The sequence below is a fragment of the Methylobacterium sp. D48H genome (assembly GCF_053345715.1).
This window is the reverse complement of sequence record NZ_JBKFAP010000021.1, coordinates 56,460-74,958: the sequence shown is the minus strand read 5'-3', so window position 1 is coordinate 74,958 and position 18,499 is coordinate 56,460. Positions and strand designations below refer to the sequence as shown.

Here is an 18,499-nt window from a genome sequence, read left to right as displayed (position 1 = left end):
CCCACCTCGAGCCGTCGCGCTCTACCGCATCGTCGGGATGGAGAACTCCGCCCCGCTCTTGATGCCGCTCGGCCAGCGCTGCGTCACGGTCTTGGTCTTGGTGTAGAAGCGGATCGAGTCCGGCCCGTGCTGGTTCAGGTCGCCGAAGCCCGAGCGCTTCCAGCCGCCGAAGGTGTGGTAGGCGATCGGGACCGGGATCGGCACGTTCACGCCGACCATGCCGACGTTGACCCGCGCGGTGAAGTCGCGGGCCGCGTCGCCGTCCTGGGTGAAGATCGCGACGCCGTTGCCGTACTGGTGGGTCGAGGGCAGCGCCAGCGCCTCCTCGTAATCCCTGGCCCGAACCACCGAGAGCACGGGGCCGAAAATCTCTTCCTTGTAGATCGTCATGTCGGGCGTCACGCGGTCGAACAGCGAGCCGCCCATGTAGAAGCCGTTCTCGTAGCCCTGGAGCTTGAAGCCGCGGCCGTCGACGGCGAGTTGCGCGCCCTCGGCTACGCCCTTGTCGATGTAGCTCGCGACCTTCTGCACGGCCTCCCGGGTGACGAGCGGGCCGTAATCGGCCGAGCCGTCGTGCGAGGGACCGATCTTGAGCGACTCGACCCGCGGGACCAGCTTCTCCATCAGGCGGTCGGCGGTCTGCTCGCCCACCGGCACCGCCACCGAGATGGCCATGCAGCGCTCGCCGGCCGAGCCGTAGCCGGCGCCGATCAGCGCGTCGACCGCCTGGCCCATGTCGGCGTCCGGCATGATGATCATGTGGTTCTTGGCGCCGCCGAAGCACTGGGCGCGCTTGCCCGTCTCGGCGGCGCGCACGTAGATGTACTCGGCGATGTGCGAGGAGCCGACGAAGCCCACCGCCTTGATGTCCTCGTCGTCGAGGATCGCGTCGACCGCCTCCTTGTCGCCGTTGACGACGTTGAGGATGCCCGGCGGCAGGCCCGCTTCCAGGAAGATCTCGGCGATGCGGATCGGCACGCTCGGGTCGCGCTCGGACGGCTTCAGGATGAAGGCGTTGCCGCAGGCGATGGCCGGGGCGCATTTCCACAGCGGGATCATGGCCGGGAAGTTGAACGGCGTGATGCCGGCGACGACGCCCAGCGGCTGGCGCAGGGAGTAGACGTCGATCCCGGGACCCGCCCCTTCCGTGTACTCGCCCTTGAGCAGGTGCGGGATGCCGCAGGCGAACTCCACGACCTCGACGCCGCGCTGGATGTCGCCCTTGGCGTCCGGCACGGTCTTGCCGTGCTCGGAGGCCAGCAGCTCGGCCAGCGAATCGTTCTCGCCGCGGATGAGCTCGAGGAAGCGCATCATCACGCGGGCGCGCTTCTGCGGATTGGTCGCCGCCCAGGCCGGCTGGGCCGCTGCGGCGTTCTCGACCGCGGCGCGCATCTCGGCCTTGCTGGCGAGCGCGACCTTGGCCTGCACCTCGCCGGTCGAGGGGTGGAACACGTCGGCGAACCGCCCGCTCTCGCCGCCGACGTTCCGGCCGCCGATGTAATGCCCGATCGTGCGCATGCGCGCCTCCCTGTGATGTGGCGTTCGATTTTGGCGCACCCTATCAGGATCGCTTGAGCGATAAAGCCGGATGCGCTTACAGCCGTCGTGCATCGATGCACAGCGAGGGTGCGATCATGGCCAGGACGGGACCCAACTGGGACGACCTTCGCTTCTTCCTCGCCGTAGCGCGGACCGGAACGCTGAGCGCCGCCGGGACCCGTACCGGCACCGAGCACACCACGGTCGGGCGCCGGATCCGCGCCCTGGAGGAAGGGCTCGGCGCCCGGCTGTTCCACCGCAGCAACCTCGGCTACGCGCTCACCGAGGACGGCGCGAACCTGCTCGGCGTCGCCGAGGCCATGGAGAGCGCGTTCCTGTCGGCGAGCGCCGCCACGGAGGCCGCCCAGGCGGTCTCCGGCACGGTGCGGATCGGCGCGCCGGACGGGTTCGGCAGCGTGTTCCTGGCCCCCCGGATGCACCGGCTCACCGCGCGCCATCCGGGGCTGGAGGTCGAGATCATGGCGACCGCCCGGATCTTCAGCCTGTCGAAGCGCGAGGCCGACATCGTCATCGGCCTGTCCGGCCCGCAGCAGGCCCGGGTGGTGGCGCGCCGCCTGACCGATTACCGGCTGCTCGTCTACGCGGCCGAATCCTACCTCGCCGGAACCGGGCCGATCGCGGAGGTCGGAGATCTCTCGGGGCATCCCTTCGTCGGCTACATCGAGGACATGCTGTTCACGCGCGAGCTGAACTATCTCGGCGCCCTGGGCCCGCCGGTCTCGGCGCGTCTGCGCTCCACCAACCTCCTGGCCCAGGTCCACGCGACGCTCGGCGGCGCAGGCCTCTGCGTGCTGCCGGCCTTCATCGCGGCGGCCCATCCGGGGCTCGTGCCGGTGCTGCCCGGGGCAGTGTCGCTGACCCGCTCGTTCCACATGCACATCCACGAGGATCACCGGAAGGCCGCCCATATCCGCGCCGTGGCGGGCTTCATCGCGGGCGAGGTGGAGGCCGCCGCCGCGCTCTTCGCCGGGCCGGCAGTGTAAGCGCCGGCAGTTTCGCCCGGCGGGCGCAGGTCGTAAGATCGTCGTTCCGGCGCACCAGCAGAGGCGCCGGTTGGGAGAAGCAAGAGTATGGTCGCCTCGATCGCCCTGCCCCGGCTGATGCGCGTCGGCGCCGGCGCCTCGCGGCTCCTGCCGGAGGTGCTCGGCCAGCTCGGCCTGTCGCGGCCCTTCGTAGTCACCGATCCCTATCTCGCCGGCAGCGGCCGCACCGACACGCTGCTCGAGCGGCTGACCAAGGCGGGCGCGCAGGCCACAATCTTCTCCGAGACCGTGCCGGACCCGACCGTGGCGTCCGTGGAGGCGGCGCTGGCGGCCCTCCAGGCGGGCGATTTCGACTGCGTGGTCGGCTTCGGCGGCGGCAGCCCGATGGACACCGCCAAGGCGGTGGCGGTGCTCGCCCGCCACGGCGGCCACATGCGCGACTACAAGGCGCCGCGCCAGCAGGACGAGCCCGGCCTGCCGATCGTGGCGATCCCGACCACCGCCGGCACCGGCTCGGAGGCGACCCGCTTCACCATCGTGACCGACGAGGCCTCGGACGAGAAGATGCTCTGCATCGGCCTCGCCTACCTGCCGGTGGCGGCCCTGGTCGATTACGAGCTGACGCTCACCAAGCCGAAGCGGCTCACCGCCGACACCGGCATCGACGCCCTGACCCACGCGATCGAGGCCTACGTCTCGCGCAAGTCGAACCTGTTCTCGGACGGGCTGGCGCTTCAGGCGATGCGGTTGATCGCCCCGAACCTGCGCCGGGTCTGGACCGATCCAGGCGACCGGGCGGCCCGCGAGGCGATGATGCTCGGCGCGACCCAGGCCGGCATCGCCTTCTCGAACGCCTCCGTGGCGCTCGTCCACGGCATGAGCCGGCCGATCGGCGCGCATTTCCACGTCGCGCACGGGCTCTCGAACGCGATGCTGCTGCCGGCGGTCACGGCCTTCTCGGCCCCGGCCGCGATCGACCGCTACGCCGCCTGCGCCCGCGCCATGAAGATCGCCGGCCCGGACACCGACGACCGCTCGGCGGTGTCGGCCCTGGTGACCGAGCTCGAGGCGCTGAACGACGACCTCGACGTGCCGGGACCGCGGGAATACGGGATCGACCCGGCCCGCTGGGAGGCGCTGCTGCCCACCATGGCGGCCCAGGCGCTGGCCTCCGGCTCCCCCGCCAACAACCCGGTGGAGCCCAGCGCCGACGAGATCGTGGCCCTGTACCGGCGCGTCTGGGCGGGGTGATACCCTCTCGGAGTAGAGCACATCCTGAGACGGGACATTCGACCCGCCGCCGTCTGTGCGAGCGGAGCGAAGCAATCCAGGGACGCGCCGCCCCGGGTCGCTGCGCTGCGCTCGCGATGACGGGGTGAGACCTACTTCGCCGCCGTCAGCGAGCAGCCGCTCTCGGCCGGAGAGGCGAAGGCCTCCTTACCGGGGATCGTCGAGATCAGCTTGTAGAGGTCCCACGGACCCTTCGACTCGGCCGGCTTCTTGACCTCGAACAGGTACATGTCGTGGACCATGCGTCCGTTCGGCTGCACGATCCCGCCATGGGCGAACACGTCGTCCACCGGCAGCTCCTTGAGCTTGGCGTTCACCGCGTCGGTCTCGTCGGTGCCGGCCGCCTTGACGGCCTTCAGGTAGGACAGGACCGCCGAGTAGGTGCCGGCCTGGATCATGTTGGGCATCCGGCCGGTGCGCTTCATGTAGCGCTGGCCGAAGGCGCGGGTCTCGTCATTGGCGTCCCAGTACCAGCCCTCGGTGAGCGTCAGGCCCTGGGCGACCTTGAGGCCGAGCCCGTGCACCTCCGAGAGGGTGAACAGCAGCGCCGCGAGCTTCTGGCCGCCCTCGACGATGCCGTACTCGGCGGCCTGCTTGATCGCGTTCGAGGTGTCGAGGCCGGCATTGGCGAGCCCGATTACCTTGGCCTTCGAGCCCTGCGCCTGGAGCAGGAACGACGAGAAGTCCTGGTTCGAGAGCGGGTGCCGGACGCTGCCCAGCACCTTGCCGCCGTTGGCGAGCACGACCTTGCTGGTGTCGGCCTCCAGCGCCGAGCCGAAGGCGTAGTCGGCGGTGAGGAAGAACCACGTGTTGCCGCCCGCCCGGGTCAGCGCGCCGCCGGTGCCCACCGCCAGCGCCCGCGTGTCGAATGCCCAATGGTAGCCGTAGGGCGAGCACGCCTTGCCGGTGAGGTCGCTGGTCGCGGCCCCGGTGGTGATGGTGATCTTCTTCTTCTCCTTGGACAGGCCCTGGACCGCCAGCGCCACCGAGGAGGTGGTCAGCTCCATGATCGCGTCGACATTGTCGCGGTCGTACCATTGCCGGGCGATCGCCGAGGCGATGTCGGGCTTGTTCTGGTGGTCGGCCGTGAGGATCTCGATCGGCACGCTGCCGATCTTGCCGCCCATGTCCTCCACCGCCATCCGGGCGGCCTCGACCGAGCCCTGGCCGCCGTACTCGGCGTAGAGGCCGGACTGGTCGTTGAGGACGCCGATCCGTATCGCGTTGTCCGAGAAGCTTCCCTGCGCGGCCGCCGGAGCGGAGCCGAGCGCGGTCCCCGCGAGAGCGGCCGCCATCACCGCGCCGCCGATTGTCCTGATCATGTCTCCCCCCGGTTCGCCCGAGTGCCCGCTTCTGAGGCGGTTCCGGCGGCACGATAGGGGACGACCCGGCGCCGCGCCACGGCCGAGGTCGGGCGGGAGCTGAAGGATTCCGCGGATTGTGACGCGGTTTCGATCGACCCGTTTCCGGACCGACGACAACGGCAGAGGTTATAATACCTTAACCATAATTACACGAATCCCCGCGCAGGTTCCGGTCATGGACGGCAATCCGGCCGTCTCCGGCGCGTGGCGATGCGATGAACCCAGCCCGTTTCGCCGTCCTCGGTATCGCCCTCGCGGCGGGGACCGGGGCGGCCTTCCTGATGAGCGGCGGCGATCCGCCACCGCCGCCACCGCCGCCGACGGCCGAGGCGCCGCCGCAGCCGACGACCGACGTGCTCGTGGCCGCCATCGACATGCCCATGGGCCAGGTGCTCCGGGCCGCGGACCTGCGCTGGCAGCCCTGGCCGGACGGCGCCGTGGCCAACGGCTACATGACCCGCAAGATCAACCCCAAGGCCCTCGAGGAGACCGTGGGCGCGTCCGTGCGCTCGGGCTTCCTGACGGGCGAGCCGATCCGCGCGCAGAAGCTGGTGCGCCCGGAGAGCGGGTTCATGGCGGCGATCCTGCCGCCCGGCATGCGCGCGGTCGCCATCGTCACCGACAGCCGCGGAACCAACTCGGCCGGCGGCTTCATCCTGCCGAACGACCGCGTCGACGTGATCCGCACCTTCCGCGACGAGTCCAATTCGCGGGCCAACAACAGCGACGTGCAGCTCTCCCAGACGATCCTCACCGACATCCGCGTCCTGGCAATCGGTCAGCTGGTCCAGGAGAAGAACGGCACCAACGTCGTCACCGGCGAGACCGCGACGCTGGCCGTGACGCCCGCGCAGGCCGAGACCCTGGCGCTCGCCCAGAAGGTCGGCGCCCTGACGCTCTCCCTGCGCAGCCTCGCCGATGCCGGGCTGCCGCCGGAAGCCGTACCGCTGGCCGACGCGTCCGCCGCGCAGATGCCCGAACCCGCCCTGACCGTGGTGCGCTTCGGCGTCGCGCGGCAGCAGACGCCGTGACCGCCATGACCGCTTCGCTGTCCCTCACACGCCCGACGCGGCGCCCCGACCGCGGCCCGCGCCGTTGCTCGGCCGGCGCCCTCGCGCTGCTCGTCGCCCTGACGGGGCCGGCCTCTTCCCAGGACCGCCAGACCTTCGGCCCGGCGCCGATCCTGACGGTCGGAGCCGCGGAAGCGAGCTCGACCCGGCGGGTCGAGCTGACCGCGGGCCGGTCCGTCATCGTCGACCTGCCGCGGGATGCCAAGGAGGTGTTCGTGGCCAACCCCGCGGTGGCCAACGCCGTGGTCCGCTCGACCCGCAAGGTCTTCGTGATCGGCATGGCGGACGGCGCGACCTCGATCTTCATCATGGATGCCGAGGGCCGCCAGATCGCCGCCCTCGACGTGACGGTGGCGCGGGACCTGAACCTCGGGACCCTGCGCGAGCTGCTCAACCAGAGCATCCCGGGCGGACGCTTCGACGTGCGCTCCTCGGGCGCCTCGGTGCTCCTGTCGGGAGCGGTCAACTCCTCGGCGGACGCGCAGCAGGCGATCGACATCGCCAACGCCTTCGTGGGCCTTGGCGGCGCCGGGGCCGCGGGAGCGGCGGGCGCGGCCAGCGGCGGCGTCGCCGCCGGCTCGCGGGGCGCGGTGATCAACAACCTCACGATCCGCAACAAGGACCAGGTGATGCTCCGCGTCACCGTGGTGGAGGTGTCCCGCAACGTCCTGAAGCAGTTCGGGATCAACATGGCCGGCAACTGGTCGGCTCTGAACCCGGTCGGAAACCTGGGGCAGACGCTCGTGAACGGCGGCACCGCGGCGGCCACGCTGGTGCCGGCGAACATCCCGAACGTGATCACCAACAGCCTGCCCTTCCCGGTGAACCCGGGGCTCGCCACCGGAAACCAGATCCAGGCCTCCGTCCAGGCGGGCGGCTTCTCGCTCCAGGCGACCCTGAAGGCGTTCGAGCAGGCCGGGGTCTCGCGCATCCTGGCCGAGCCGACGCTCACCGCCATCTCGGGCGAGGCCGCCAAGTTCCTGGCCGGCGGCGAGTTCCCGGTCCCGTCCTCGGCCACCTGCGCGGTCGGCGGCGTCTGCTCGCCCGGCATCACCTACAAGCCCTACGGCGTCGCCCTGTCGTTCACCCCGACAGTGCTGGCCGACAACCGGATCTCGATCCGCGTCGCCACGGACGTGACCGAGATCGATCCGACGCAGAACTTCAGCTACGTCGTCGGCAACAATTCGGTCTCGGTCCCGGGCACGCGGGTGCGCCGCTCCGAGACCACCGTCGAGCTGCCCTCCGGCGGCGTGATGATGACCGCCGGCCTTATCCAGCAGGTCAACAGGCAGGCGATCGCCGGCCTGCCCGGCCTGATCAACCTCCCGATCCTCGGCGCGCTGTTCCGCTCCCGCGACTACCAGCGCCAAGAGACCGAGCTGATGATCATGTGCACGCCCTACATCGCCCGGCCGATGGAGGCGAAGCAGGTCAGCCGGCCCGACGACAACTTCGTCGACGCCAGCGACGGCCAGACCGTGCTGCTCGGCCAGATCAACCGCATCTACGGCAAGGTCGCCCCGCCCGGCGCGGCCGCCGCGGCGCCGCTCGGCCGCACCTACCGCGGCCGCGTCGGCTTCATCGTCGAGTAGCGCCCCGCCGCGCCTCCCAGGATCGGACCCATGACCGGACCCATGACCGGACCCACGACCGGACCCACGACCGGACGTCACCCGCCCGCACTGCCGCGCCGCGCCGCGAGCGTGCTCGCCGCCTGCGCGCTCTCCGCCCTCGCGGCGGCCTGCAAGACCGATCCCGTCACGACTGGCGGCATCGACGTCACGGATTACCGCGCGCGCCACCCGATCGTGCTGACCGACGGGCCCCGCAGCCTCGACGTGTTCCCGACCGGCACGGGCCATCTGGACCCGCGCCAGGCGACCGATGTCGACGCCTTCATGCTGGAGTACCGGCGCTACGGCCGCGGAACCCTTCTGATGCAGGTACCCCAGGGCGTCCCGCCCGACCAGGTCGCCGCCGTGCAGCGGACGGCCTCGGTTCTCGGCCGGCTCGGCACGCAGAACGGCGTCAACGCCCGCGAGATCGCCGTCAGCGGCTACGCGGTGGCGGCGCCGACCCTCGCTGCGCCGATCCGGCTGAGCTTCCAGCGCATGCAGGCCAAGGTGGGCGATGCCTGCGGCCTCTGGCCCCAGGACCTCGGGGCCGGCAACTTCGCGACCGACTACAACAACCGGCCGAGCTGGAACCTGGGCTGCGCCATGCAGTCCAACGTCGCCGCCCAGGTCGCCGACCCGGTCGACCTCGTGCGCGGCCGGCCCGAGGGCCGCATCGACACGGTCAAGCGGGTCCGGGACATTGGCCAGTTGCGGGACGGCAAGGATCCGTCAACCACATGGCGGCAAGATGGGCAGACCGCCGTGAAGGCCCAGGTCACGAACTGAGACAGCCGGCGCCGGGGATGGGCAGCCCCGCCGCCGATCGCAACGCCGCACCCCGCACGCGAACCCGAAAGCGCCGTCATGGCAGAGCTGTCCGAGACAACCGAGCGCACGATCGCCCCGGTGCCCCGGATCACCATCCAGGCCTTCTGCGAGACCGGCGAGACCGCGGCGATGATCGAGGGCGCGGCCCTCGACCGGCGCATGCAGAAGGCGCAGGTCAAGGTCCGGATGGGCGGCGGGGCCGCGGCGATCGAGGCGTACCGGCACGCGCCGACGCCCAACGTCATCGTCCTCGAGATCCAGGGCGCGCGCTCGCGGCCGATCGAGTGCCTCGACGCATTGGCCGAGGTCTGCGACGAGGGGACCCGCGTCCTGGTGATCGGTCACGTCAACGACGTGATGCTCTACCGCCAGCTGATCCAGCGCGGGGTGTCCGACTACCTGATGGCGCCGGTCGAGCCCCTGACGCTCATCGCGGCGATCTCCGACCTGTTCACGGCCCCGGGCGTCAAGCCGGTGGGCCGGACCGTGGCGGTCTACGGCGTCAAGGGCGGCATCGGCGCCTCGACCGTGGCGCATAATTTCGCGTGGTCGGTGGCCCGGGGTCAGGGCGTCCAGACGGTGATCGCCGATCTCGACATCGCCTTCGGCACCGCCTCGCTCAACTTCAACCAGGACCCGCCCCAGGGCATCGCCGAGGCGGTGTTCGCCCCCGAGCGGCTGGACTCCGCCCTGGTCGAGCGGCTGCTGTCCAAGTGCAGCGACAACCTGAGCCTGCTCTCGGCCCCGGCGAGCCTCGACCGGACCATCGACCTGTCCGAGCCGGCCTTCGACACCCTGATCGAGCACATGCGGGCGAGCGTCCCGTGCGTGGTTCTCGACATCCCCCACCAGTGGAACGCGTGGACGAAGCGCGTCCTCACGGCGGCCGACGAGATCCTGATCGTGACCGGGCCCGACCTCGCCTGCCTGCGCAACGCCAAGAACCTCCTCGGCGCGCTGAAGCACGGTCGCCCGAACGACCAACCGCCCCGCATCGTGCTGAACGGCGTCGGCGTGCCCAAGCGCCCCGAGATCGGCACCGCCGAGTTCGCCAAGGCCCTGGAGGCGCCGGTGGCCCTGACGATCCCGTTCGAGCCGACCCTGTTCGGCACGGCCGCCAACAACGGCCAGATGATCGCCGAGATCCAGGCGGGCTCGAAGGTGGCGGAGCTGTTCAACGACCTGGCGGCCATGACCCTCGGACGTCCCGAGAGCCGGCGGGGTCGTCCGAGCCTGCTGGAGCCGCTGCTCGCCAAGCTTTCCGGCCGCAAGGCATCCTGATGCGGACGCGATCCCTCACCCGGCCAGTGCCGCGGGTCAGCGTCGGGGCTCTGACCCATGTTCGGTAGGCGACAGTCCGGCGGCGCGTCGGCGCCGCCCCCGCCGATGCCGCAGATGCGGACCCCGGCCCCGGCCACGCCGGTGCTGCGCGACGCGCCGGCGCCCGCGCCGGCCCAGCGCCCGGCGCCGGCGGCCCCGGTCGTCGTCGAGACCGCGCGCTCGGAGGATTACTACCGCACCAAGAGCCTGATCTTCGGCGCCCTGATCGAGGCGATCGACCTGACGCAGCTCTCGCGCCTCGACGCCGAGACCGCGCGCGAGGAGATCCGCGACATCGTCACGGAGATCATCGGGCTCAAGAACATCGTCCTGTCGATCTCCGAGCAGGAGGAACTGCTCGACGACATCTGCAACGACGTGCTGGGCTACGGCCCGCTGGAGCCGCTGCTCGCCCGCGACGACATCGCCGACATCATGGTCAACGGCGCCCACCGGACCTTCATCGAGGTCAACGGCAAGATCCAGCTGACCAGCGTGCGGTTCCGCGACAACCAGCAGCTGATGAACATCTGCCAGCGCATCGTCAGCCAGGTCGGCCGGCGCGTCGACGACGCCTCGCCGATCTGCGACGCGCGCCTGCCGGACGGGTCCCGCGTCAACGTCATCGCGCCGCCGCTCGCCATCGACGGTCCGGCGCTCACGATCCGCAAGTTCAAGAAGGACAAGCTCACCCTGGAGCAGCTCGTGCGCTTCGGGGCGATCTCGCCGGAGGGCGCCGAGGTCCTCAAGATCATCGGCCAGTCGCGCTGCAACGTGGTCATCTCGGGCGGCACGGGCTCGGGCAAGACCACGCTGCTCAACTGCCTCACCGCCTTCATCGAGCACGACGAGCGGGTCATCACCTGCGAGGACGCGGCCGAGCTGCAGCTTCAGCAGCCGCACGTCGTGCGCCTGGAGACACGGCCGCCCAACATGGAGGGCCAGGGCCAGGTCACCATGCGCGACCTCGTGAAGAACTGCCTGCGCATGCGCCCGGAGCGGATCATCGTCGGCGAGGTGCGCGGACCGGAGGCCTTCGATCTGCTCCAGGCGATGAACACCGGCCACGACGGCTCGATGGGCACGCTCCACGCCAACAGCCCGCGCGAGTGCCTGTCGCGTATCGAATCGATGATCTCGATGGGCGGCTTCACCCTGCCGTCGCGGACCCTACGCGAGATGATCTGCGGCTCGATCGACGTCGTGATCCAGGCGATGCGTCTGCGCGACGGCTCCCGGCGCATCACCCACATCACCGAGGTGCTCGGCATGGAGGGCGACGTCATCACCACCCAGGACGTGTTCCTCTACGACATCGTCGGCGAGGACGCGAACGGCAAGCTGATCGGGCGTCACCGCTCCACCGGCGTCGGCCGGCCGAAATTCTGGGAGCGCGCCCGCTACTACGGCCTCGAACAGCGGCTCGGCGAGGCGCTCGACGCCGCCGAGGTCGTCGACCGGAACTGAGCCGATGGCGGACGCCTCCAACCTGCCGATCGCCGCCGGCCTCGCCGGTATCGCGGTGGCCGCCATCGCCTACGTGGCGGTCCTGCCCCTGCTCGGCGGCGAGCGCCGGGCCACCAAGCGCCTGAAGACGATCAGCGTCTCCGCCTCGGGGGCGGCGACCCGGGGCGTCGCCGTCAACCGGCGCGAGCAGGTCGCCAAGACGCTGAGCGAGATCGAGGCGAAGGCCAAGGGCGCCTCGAAGGCCAGCGTGGAATTGAAGCTCGCCCGCGCCGGCCTCGGCTGGACGAAGCAGACCTTCTACGGGGTCTCGGCCCTGAGCGGGGTCGTCTTCGGGCTCCTGCTCTTCGTCATCACCGACAACGCCCTGGCGGCGCTCGGCGCCGCCTTCGCGGGCGGCTTCGGCCTGCCGGCCTACCTGCTGCGCCACCTGCGGCTCAAGCGCATCGCGAAGTTCAACAAGGAGCTGCCCAACGCCGTCGACGTGGTGGTCCGCGGCATCCGCACCGGCATCCCGGTGGGCGACTGCTTCCGCATGGTCTCGCGCGAGGCCGAGGAGCCGGTGCGCAGCGAGTTCCGGACCGTGGTAGAGACGCAGGCGATGGGCCTGTCCCTCGGCGAGGCCTGCACGCGGCTATTCGAGCGCGTGCCCACCGCCGAGGTGAACTTCTTCGCCATCGTGATCAACATCCAGCAGCAGTCGGGCGGTAACCTCTCCGAGGCGCTGAACAACCTCTCCACGGTGCTGCGCGACCGCGCCAAGATGCGCGGCAAGGTCCAGGCGATGAGCATGGAGGCCAAGGCCTCGGCCTCGATCATCGCCTGCCTGCCTTTCGCGGTGGCGGGCATCACCGCGCTCACCAGCCCCGACTACATCTCGCTGCTCTGGACCACCGACACGGGCAAGATCGCCCTGGTCGGCGCGGCGATCTGGATGTCCATCGGCATCTTCACCATCAAGAAAATGATCGCCTTCGAGTTCTAGGCGCGGTGCGCCGTCTGCCGGATCCCGCCCGATGATCGACGCCATCGCCGAGAAGCTGTTCGATCCCCGCTTCATGGGCACGCTGCTGACCGCCGTCGCGGCGGCCGCGACCGCCTACGCGGTGGCGCAGCCCTTCCTGGAGACCGACCGGCTCGGCAAGCGGATGAAGCTCGTCAGCGACGAGCGCGAGCAGATCCGGCGGCGCGAGCGGCTGAGCGCGGAGCGGACCGGCAACCGGGCGACGCTGCGCACGGAGCCGAAGGCCTACATGAAGTCGGTCGTCGAGAAGTACCAGCTGCGCCGCTGGCTCGGCACGGACACGGCCAAGCGCAAGCTGATGCAGGCAGGATACCGCGGCCAGGGGGCGGAGACCGCTTTCCTGTTCTTCCGCCTCGTCGTGCCGGTCGCGGCGGTGATCGCGGCCCTGTTCTACCTGTTCGTGCTGGAGGTGCTCGACGCCTCGTACCTCATGCGGTTCGGGCTGGTGATCGGCGCGGCCTACATGGGCATCAAGGCGCCCGAGCTGTTCCTGGTGAACACCGCCAAGAAGCGCCAGACCGAGATCCGCAAGGCGTGGCCGGACGCCCTCGACCTCACGCTGATCTGCGTCGAATCCGGCATGGCGATCGAGAACGCGTTCCGGAAGGTGAGCACCGAGATCGCCACGTCCTCGGTCGTGCTGGCCGAGGAACTCGCGCTGATGACCGCCGAGATGTCGTTCCTGCCCGACCGGCGTCAGGCCTACGAGAACCTCGTGATGCGCACCGGCCTCGAGCCGGTGAAGTCCGTGGCGACGGCGCTGATCCAGGCCGAGCGCTACGGCACGCCGGTCGGTCAGGCGCTGCGGGTGCTGAGCCAGGAAAGCCGCGACATGCGCATGAACGAGGCCGAGAAGAAGGCGGCCGGTCTGCCGCCGAAGCTCACCGTACCGATGATCCTGTTCTTCCTGCCCGTGCTGTTCGTCGTCATCATCACCCCGGCGGTCATCCAGATCATGCGGACGCAGTGACGGCCGGGATGGCGCAGGGAGTGGCTCAGCGGATGCGGCCGGGGCGGGTCGGCTCGAACACGATGCGGCGGTGGTAGGCGCACCAGCTCTTGCCGTCGGACACGGGGGCGCCGCAGCAGACGGCGCGGTCATTCGGCTCGCCGATGATGTACTTGCACACGAAGGCGCCGGACTGCGCGAAGGGCACGCGCAGGTCGGCCGACGGCTCCTCGACGGTCTCGGCGTCGCCGATCTGGGACATGCGGACGAGTTGATTCATGGTGTCGATCGGCTCAATAAGCATCCTGCACGGTGGGTCGGGCGCCCGGGCAGACAGGGAAGGTTTGAACGCATCTCGTTCAGGCGACGTCCCCGTATCGCGTCCGCGAGCGGAACGTCCGGGGCGGCCAACACGATGCCGGCCGGACGGCCGACGCGATTGGCGTCATCATGGTGTCGTAACTGGGGTTACGGCTCTTTAAAACAAGACCAGCCTGCGCTGGATGCATCGGACCACGGTGCGGGATGCGTAGCTCACCCGATCCGGCGCGCGCTCGATTGGCATTGGCGCGGCTGACGAATCCGCCCGAACGCCGCCGTCCCGCGATGGCCCGGGCGTGCAACGCTGGGCGACCTGTGGTTCTGTGAGTCCGCAACGCGAACAGAGCCGGATCCGCCGACCATGGCCCAAGCGCCCCTCGTGTCACCCGAATGGCTGCACGACCGCCTCGCGGCCCCCGACATCGTCGTGCTCGACGCCTCCTGGTACCTGCCCGCAGCGGGCCGCGATCCCGAGGCCGAGTTCCGCACCGCCCACATACCCGGCGCCCGCCGCTTCGATCTCGACGCCATGAGCGACACCGAGTCGAACCTGCCGCACATGCTGCCGCGGCCCGAGGTGTTCGCGGCGCGGATGCGCGCGCTCGGCATCGGCGACGGCATGCAGATCGTCGTCTACGACGGGCAGGGGCTGTTCTCCGCCCCGCGGGTCTGGTGGATGCTCAAGGCCTTCGGCGTGCGCGACGCGCTGGTGCTGGACGGCGGCCTGCCGGCCTGGGTGGCGGCGGGCTACCCGACCGAGGAGGGCGAGCCGCGCCAGCCCGAGCGGCGGCACTTCACCGCCCGCTTCGACCACGGCGCCGTGGCGGACGCGGACGACGTCGCCCGCGCCCTGGACAGCGGCTCGGCGCAGGTCGTCGACGCTCGCTCGGGCACGCGGTTCCGCGGCGAGGAGCCGGAGCCCCGCCCCGGCGTCCGGCCGGGGCACATGCCCGGCGCGCGCAACCTGCACTACGCGGCCCTCCAGCGCGACGGCCGGATGAAGAGCCCCGAGGAGCTGAAGGCGGTCTTCGCCGAGAACGGCGTCGATCCGGACCGGCCGATCGTGACCACCTGCGGCTCCGGCGTGACCGCTGCGATCATCGCGCTGGCGCTGGAGACCATGGGCCGCCCGGCGCGGGGGCTCTACGACGGCTCCTGGTCGGAATGGGGCGCCGACCCGGCCCGGGCGGTGGCGACGGGCGCGCCGTAGCGCGCGGCAATCGGACGCCGTGGAGGCGGCGAGATCGATGCCCGCCGCCCGCAGGCCCGTCGCAGCTAGGCCGGCCGCACCGCGCGGCGCTTGTCGGCGGCGCTCCACTGCATCAGGCCGACCATCACCGCGATGGTGGCGACGTAGACCAGCCCCTGGAGGGCGGTCGGCCGGTCGGTGTAGCCGACCAGGGCGTGCAGGACGCGGCCCGGCCAGGAATTCTCGGCGATCACGCCGGAGCTGTTCCAGAGGGTGTAGCCGAGGACCTCGACCACGCCGGCATTCGCCAGGAACTGCGCCGCCTGCGCGGCGAGGCCGGCCGCGAGGAAGATGATCAGGACGCTGGTCACCGAGAAGACGTAACGGCTCGGAATCGAGGCGAGCCCGAGATAGGTCACCGCCGAGAGGAGCGCGCCGGCGCCGATGCCGGCGACCGCACCGAACTGGATGTCGGCGCCCGAGGTGCCCGAGGCCACGAGGCCGTAGAGGAACAGGACCAGCTCGGCCCCCTCGCGCAGGATCGCGGCGCCGATCACGATCGACAGGGCCGCCGCCTCCCGCTCGCCCGAGCGCACCGCCGCGCCGGCGGCGCGCAGTTCGCCCGCCAGCTCCTTGCCGTGCTTGCTCATCCAGGTGTTGTGCCAGATCAGCAGCAGCACCGCGACGATCAGGACCGCGGCGTTCAGGATGTCCTGCCCGCTGCCCTCGAACGCGTCCGAGATCTTCTCGGCGAACAGCGCCACCAGGGCGGCGCCCGCGAGGCCGCCGGCGATGCCGAGCAGGACCCAGCGCATCCGGCCCGGGATGCCGCGGGTGGCGGCCAGCACGATGGAGATGATGAGGCCCGCCTCGATGACTTCGCGGAAGGCGATGACGAAGGCGCCGATCATGGCGGTCTCCAGGGTTTGTGAGGTCGTGTGACGCGGCGCGCGGACCGCGCGCTACCAGATCCAGAACAGGAGCACCCAGTTGGCCACCGAGAGGGCGGCCGCGCCGGCGATGCAGGCCGAGGCCGCCACCCGGCGGAGGCCGCCGGCGGCGAGGCCCGCCACCCGCCAGGCCAGCCAGACGCTCCACAGGCTGGCGCCGGCGAGCAGGCCCGCGCGGATCTCCGCCACGTAGGGGATCACGATGCCGTCGCCGCGCAGGAACGTCACGGTGAGCGCCGACAGGCCCAGGAACACGCCGCAGCCCGCGACCGGGATCAGCGTCTGGGTCAGGTGGTGGAAGCGCCGGAGCGACCAGCCGCCGAGGCTCAGGGTCGCGAGCGCCACGATCCCCGACAGAGCGAGCCCGAGGACGATCGTCGCGGCGCCGATGTAGGCCAGCAGCAGCCCGCCGTCGAGGAGCGTCATGACGTCGTTGCGGTCGGGGTAGTTCGTCAGCACGAACCAGGGCGCCGAGTGCTCCAGGGGCCACGTCGTCCCGCGATCGATGAGCCACGTGGCCGCCCATTGCTTGGCATCGACGAACCAGGGGCTCGAGGACCACTGGAAGGCGCCCACCGCCAGTGCCAGCATGCCGAACAGGATCAGCATGGTCTGGTCGAGGCTGGGCTCCGCGCCGGCCACGTGGACGATCTCGTGATTGGGCGAGCGCAAGGCGAGGCGCACGGCGCCGCGGTGGCCGCTGCAGCGGCCGCACATGTGGCAGGCGCCCGCGCCGCGCATGGTCTTGACCGGCACGAGGGGCGCGCAGTTGAAGGACTCGGTGCCGCCGACGGGCTTGGGCGAGTCCGCCCAGGCAGCGCGGTCGACCTGGAAGCTCACCGGCGCGAGCTTCGACAGCACCGCGAAGACGCCGTTGACCGGGCAGAGGTAGCGGCACCAGACGCGCTTGTTGCGCCCGTACAGCAGCCCGACCACGATCGCCGCGAGGGTGGAGCCGCCGAGCACCGCGAGGACCGGCTTCGGGTAGCCGTAGACGCTGGTCATCTGGCCGTAGACGGTGGTTCCCGCGAAGGCCACGAACGGCCAGCCCTGCCAGGTGATCCAGCGCGGCACGGCGTAGCCGCGGCTCCACCGGCTCGCGAACTCGCTGAGGGCCCCCTCCGGGCAGAGCACGCCGCACCAGGCCCGGCCGACCAGCACCATGCTGACCAGCACGAACGGCCACCAGATCCCCCAGAAGGCGAACTGCGCGGCGAGCGTCAGGTTGGTCCAGATGTGGGCGGCATTGTCGGGCAGCGGCAGCAGGGCCGGCACGATCACCAGCACCGCGTAGACGGCGACGATCAGCCACTGCACGGACCGGATGATCCAACCGTACCGGCGCAGCGCGTCGCCGAACCGGGCGAGCCGCGCGTCGACCGCTGACCGGCGCGGCGTGACGTCGGCGAGGGCCAGGGAGCCGGGCGCTGTCGTGGACGCGCTCATTTGGCCACCAGGGTCGCCTTCGCTTCCGGGTGGAAATCGTCGAACACCTGGTAGGTGCCGGCATCGAGGGTGCGGAACACGATCGCCGAGGTCGAGCCAGCGGCCAGCGCCTTCTCGCGGCGCAGTTCCGTGCTCTCGAACTCCACCGGCGTCTGGCCGGTGTTCGAGATCTCGAGCTTGAACCGGGTGTTGGCCGGAACCTCGATCACCGTCGGGATGATCACGCCGTCGCGCATCTCCACCTTGATGACCGGCATGTCGTCGGCGCGCGCGGGCGCGGAGGCCGACGCGGCGGCGACCAGCAGTAGCGGGATGGCTGGGACGAGGGAGCGCGGCAGGCGGGACACGGTCAGCTCCGGCACTCTCAGTAGGCGCCCTTCTTGCCGACGCCGGCGAAGGTGAAGTCCTGGGTGATCTCGAAGGGCTCGAACCACGGGCCGACGCCCGTCTCCTTGTCGACGTGGCGGCCGAAATGGCTGTCCTTGCCCGGGGGCGCGACGGTGACCTTCAGACGGTAACGACCCGGGCCGAACAGCTTGACGTTGTCGCCGTAATGCGGCCCGTCATTGGCGACCATCGGCATCAGCATGCCCGACACCGTCTGGTCGGTGGGCTTGTCGCCGTCGAGCTTCACCGCCTCGAAGCGGACGTCGAGCGCCGGCACCCAGTCCCCTTCCGCGAAGCCGTTGCGGTTGTCCTTGGCGGCGCGGATATCGGTCTCGAGGTGGATGTCCGACTTGGCGGCCTCGCGCATCATGCCGGGCGGATCCATCTCGATCGGCTGCAGATAGACGGCCGCAACCTCCAGGCCGTTGCGCGTCACGTGCGGACCGATCGGCACCTCCTTGGCGGCCGCGGCACCGGCGAACGCCAGGAGCGAGGCCGCGGCGAGGCCGCGGAGAACCGGGAGGATGTGCGAGGCGTGCATGCGACCGCACATAATCCAGGCCGCGGGAAGATCAAACCGGAATCGCACGACAGTCGAATAATAACAATTCTAATCTGCCGGTCAGCCGCATCGACATTACGGTATTCGCATGTCGTTGCATCGCCAAAGGTCGATCACGACGCACTTTCACGAAGCTATTCGCGGTACGATGCCCTCTGGATCTTGACGAATCC

General features: G+C 70.5%; 17 protein-coding genes. 10 read left to right on the top strand and 7 right to left on the bottom strand.

The genetic code is table 11. The features are described 5' to 3' along the window. Nucleotides 1–21 precede the first annotated feature (21 nt). On the bottom strand, nucleotides 22–1,518 hold the full coding sequence (locus ACLBX8_RS24925) for a CoA-acylating methylmalonate-semialdehyde dehydrogenase (RefSeq protein WP_091980827.1): 1,497 nt from the start codon (nucleotides 1,516–1,518) through the stop codon (nucleotides 22–24). Nucleotides 1,519–1,634: 116 nt separating this feature from the next. Between ACLBX8_RS24925 and ACLBX8_RS24920 the strand changes: the two genes are divergently transcribed. After that, on the top strand, nucleotides 1,635–2,543 hold the full coding sequence (locus tag ACLBX8_RS24920) for a LysR family transcriptional regulator (RefSeq protein WP_447700603.1): 909 nt from the start codon (nucleotides 1,635–1,637) through the stop codon (nucleotides 2,541–2,543). An 87-nt stretch (nucleotides 2,544–2,630) separates the two neighbouring features. Beyond that, nucleotides 2,631–3,794: an iron-containing alcohol dehydrogenase gene (locus ACLBX8_RS24915; RefSeq protein WP_427510483.1), complete on the top strand. Its 1,164-nt coding sequence runs from the start codon at nucleotides 2,631–2,633 to the stop codon at nucleotides 3,792–3,794. 131 nt (nucleotides 3,795–3,925) lie between these two features. On the opposite strand, the gene ACLBX8_RS24910 is transcribed toward ACLBX8_RS24915, so the two are convergent. Continuing rightward, entirely contained in the window at nucleotides 3,926–5,155 is a 1,230-nt protein-coding gene (locus tag ACLBX8_RS24910) for an ABC transporter substrate-binding protein (protein ID WP_447715874.1), read from the bottom strand. Nucleotides 5,156–5,412: 257 nt separating this feature from the next. Between ACLBX8_RS24910 and cpaB the strand changes: the two genes are divergently transcribed. From cpaB to ACLBX8_RS24875, 7 genes are all read left to right on the top strand, one after another. Next, nucleotides 5,413–6,228, top strand: coding sequence for a Flp pilus assembly protein CpaB (gene cpaB / locus ACLBX8_RS24905; protein ID WP_020095649.1), 816 nt, complete (start codon nucleotides 5,413–5,415; stop codon nucleotides 6,226–6,228). A gap of 5 nt (nucleotides 6,229–6,233) precedes the next feature. Further along, nucleotides 6,234–7,862, top strand: coding sequence for a type II and III secretion system protein family protein (locus ACLBX8_RS24900; protein ID WP_447715873.1), 1,629 nt, complete (start codon nucleotides 6,234–6,236; stop codon nucleotides 7,860–7,862). A gap of 30 nt (nucleotides 7,863–7,892) precedes the next feature. Beyond that, the gene (locus ACLBX8_RS24895) at nucleotides 7,893–8,672 is read left to right on the top strand and encodes a CpaD family pilus assembly protein (RefSeq protein WP_447715872.1); all 780 of its coding nucleotides are present in this window, start codon (nucleotides 7,893–7,895) and stop codon (nucleotides 8,670–8,672) included. A 78-nt stretch (nucleotides 8,673–8,750) separates the two neighbouring features. Further along, nucleotides 8,751–9,995 (top strand): AAA family ATPase, encoded by a 1,245-nt coding sequence (locus ACLBX8_RS24890; RefSeq protein ID WP_056526226.1) that lies wholly within the window; start codon nucleotides 8,751–8,753, stop codon nucleotides 9,993–9,995. A 57-nt stretch (nucleotides 9,996–10,052) separates the two neighbouring features. After that, on the top strand, nucleotides 10,053–11,501 hold the full coding sequence (locus ACLBX8_RS24885) for a CpaF family protein (RefSeq protein ID WP_026605321.1): 1,449 nt from the start codon (nucleotides 10,053–10,055) through the stop codon (nucleotides 11,499–11,501). Nucleotides 11,502–11,505: 4 nt separating this feature from the next. Next, nucleotides 11,506–12,483 (top strand): type II secretion system F family protein, encoded by a 978-nt coding sequence (locus ACLBX8_RS24880; RefSeq protein ID WP_020095644.1) that lies wholly within the window; start codon nucleotides 11,506–11,508, stop codon nucleotides 12,481–12,483. A 31-nt stretch (nucleotides 12,484–12,514) separates the two neighbouring features. Beyond that, complete coding sequence (locus ACLBX8_RS24875) at nucleotides 12,515–13,492, top strand: type II secretion system F family protein (RefSeq protein ID WP_447700600.1); 978 nt, start codon at nucleotides 12,515–12,517, stop codon at nucleotides 13,490–13,492. 25 nt (nucleotides 13,493–13,517) lie between these two features. On the opposite strand, the gene ACLBX8_RS24870 is transcribed toward ACLBX8_RS24875, so the two are convergent. Next, nucleotides 13,518–13,775, bottom strand: coding sequence for a GcrA family cell cycle regulator (locus tag ACLBX8_RS24870; RefSeq protein ID WP_012320730.1), 258 nt, complete (start codon nucleotides 13,773–13,775; stop codon nucleotides 13,518–13,520). A gap of 378 nt (nucleotides 13,776–14,153) precedes the next feature. On the opposite strand from ACLBX8_RS24870, the gene sseA reads away from it, so the two are divergent. Beyond that, nucleotides 14,154–15,002, top strand: coding sequence for a 3-mercaptopyruvate sulfurtransferase (gene sseA, locus ACLBX8_RS24865; protein ID WP_447715871.1), 849 nt, complete (start codon nucleotides 14,154–14,156; stop codon nucleotides 15,000–15,002). 65 nt (nucleotides 15,003–15,067) lie between these two features. On the opposite strand, the gene ACLBX8_RS24860 is transcribed toward sseA, so the two are convergent. Genes ACLBX8_RS24860 through ACLBX8_RS24845 form a run of 4 tightly spaced genes read right to left on the bottom strand, consistent with a single transcriptional unit; the run spans nucleotide 15,068 to nucleotide 18,305 of the window. Then, nucleotides 15,068–15,892: an FTR1 family iron permease gene (locus ACLBX8_RS24860; RefSeq protein WP_042672594.1), complete on the bottom strand. Its 825-nt coding sequence runs from the start codon at nucleotides 15,890–15,892 to the stop codon at nucleotides 15,068–15,070. Between the two features lie 51 nt (nucleotides 15,893–15,943). Further along, nucleotides 15,944–17,377, bottom strand: coding sequence for a 4Fe-4S binding protein (locus tag ACLBX8_RS24855; protein ID WP_447700598.1), 1,434 nt, complete (start codon nucleotides 17,375–17,377; stop codon nucleotides 15,944–15,946). Beyond that, nucleotides 17,374–17,724 carry a cupredoxin domain-containing protein gene (locus ACLBX8_RS24850; protein ID WP_447683352.1) on the bottom strand — a complete coding sequence of 117 codons (351 nt, stop codon included), beginning with the start codon at nucleotides 17,722–17,724 and terminating at the stop codon, nucleotides 17,374–17,376. The genes ACLBX8_RS24855 and ACLBX8_RS24850 overlap by 4 nt, the downstream gene beginning before the upstream one ends. 17 nt (nucleotides 17,725–17,741) lie before the next feature. After that, nucleotides 17,742–18,305, bottom strand: coding sequence for an iron transporter (locus ACLBX8_RS24845; protein ID WP_020095636.1), 564 nt, complete (start codon nucleotides 18,303–18,305; stop codon nucleotides 17,742–17,744). Between the last annotated feature and the right edge of the window lie 194 nt (nucleotides 18,306–18,499).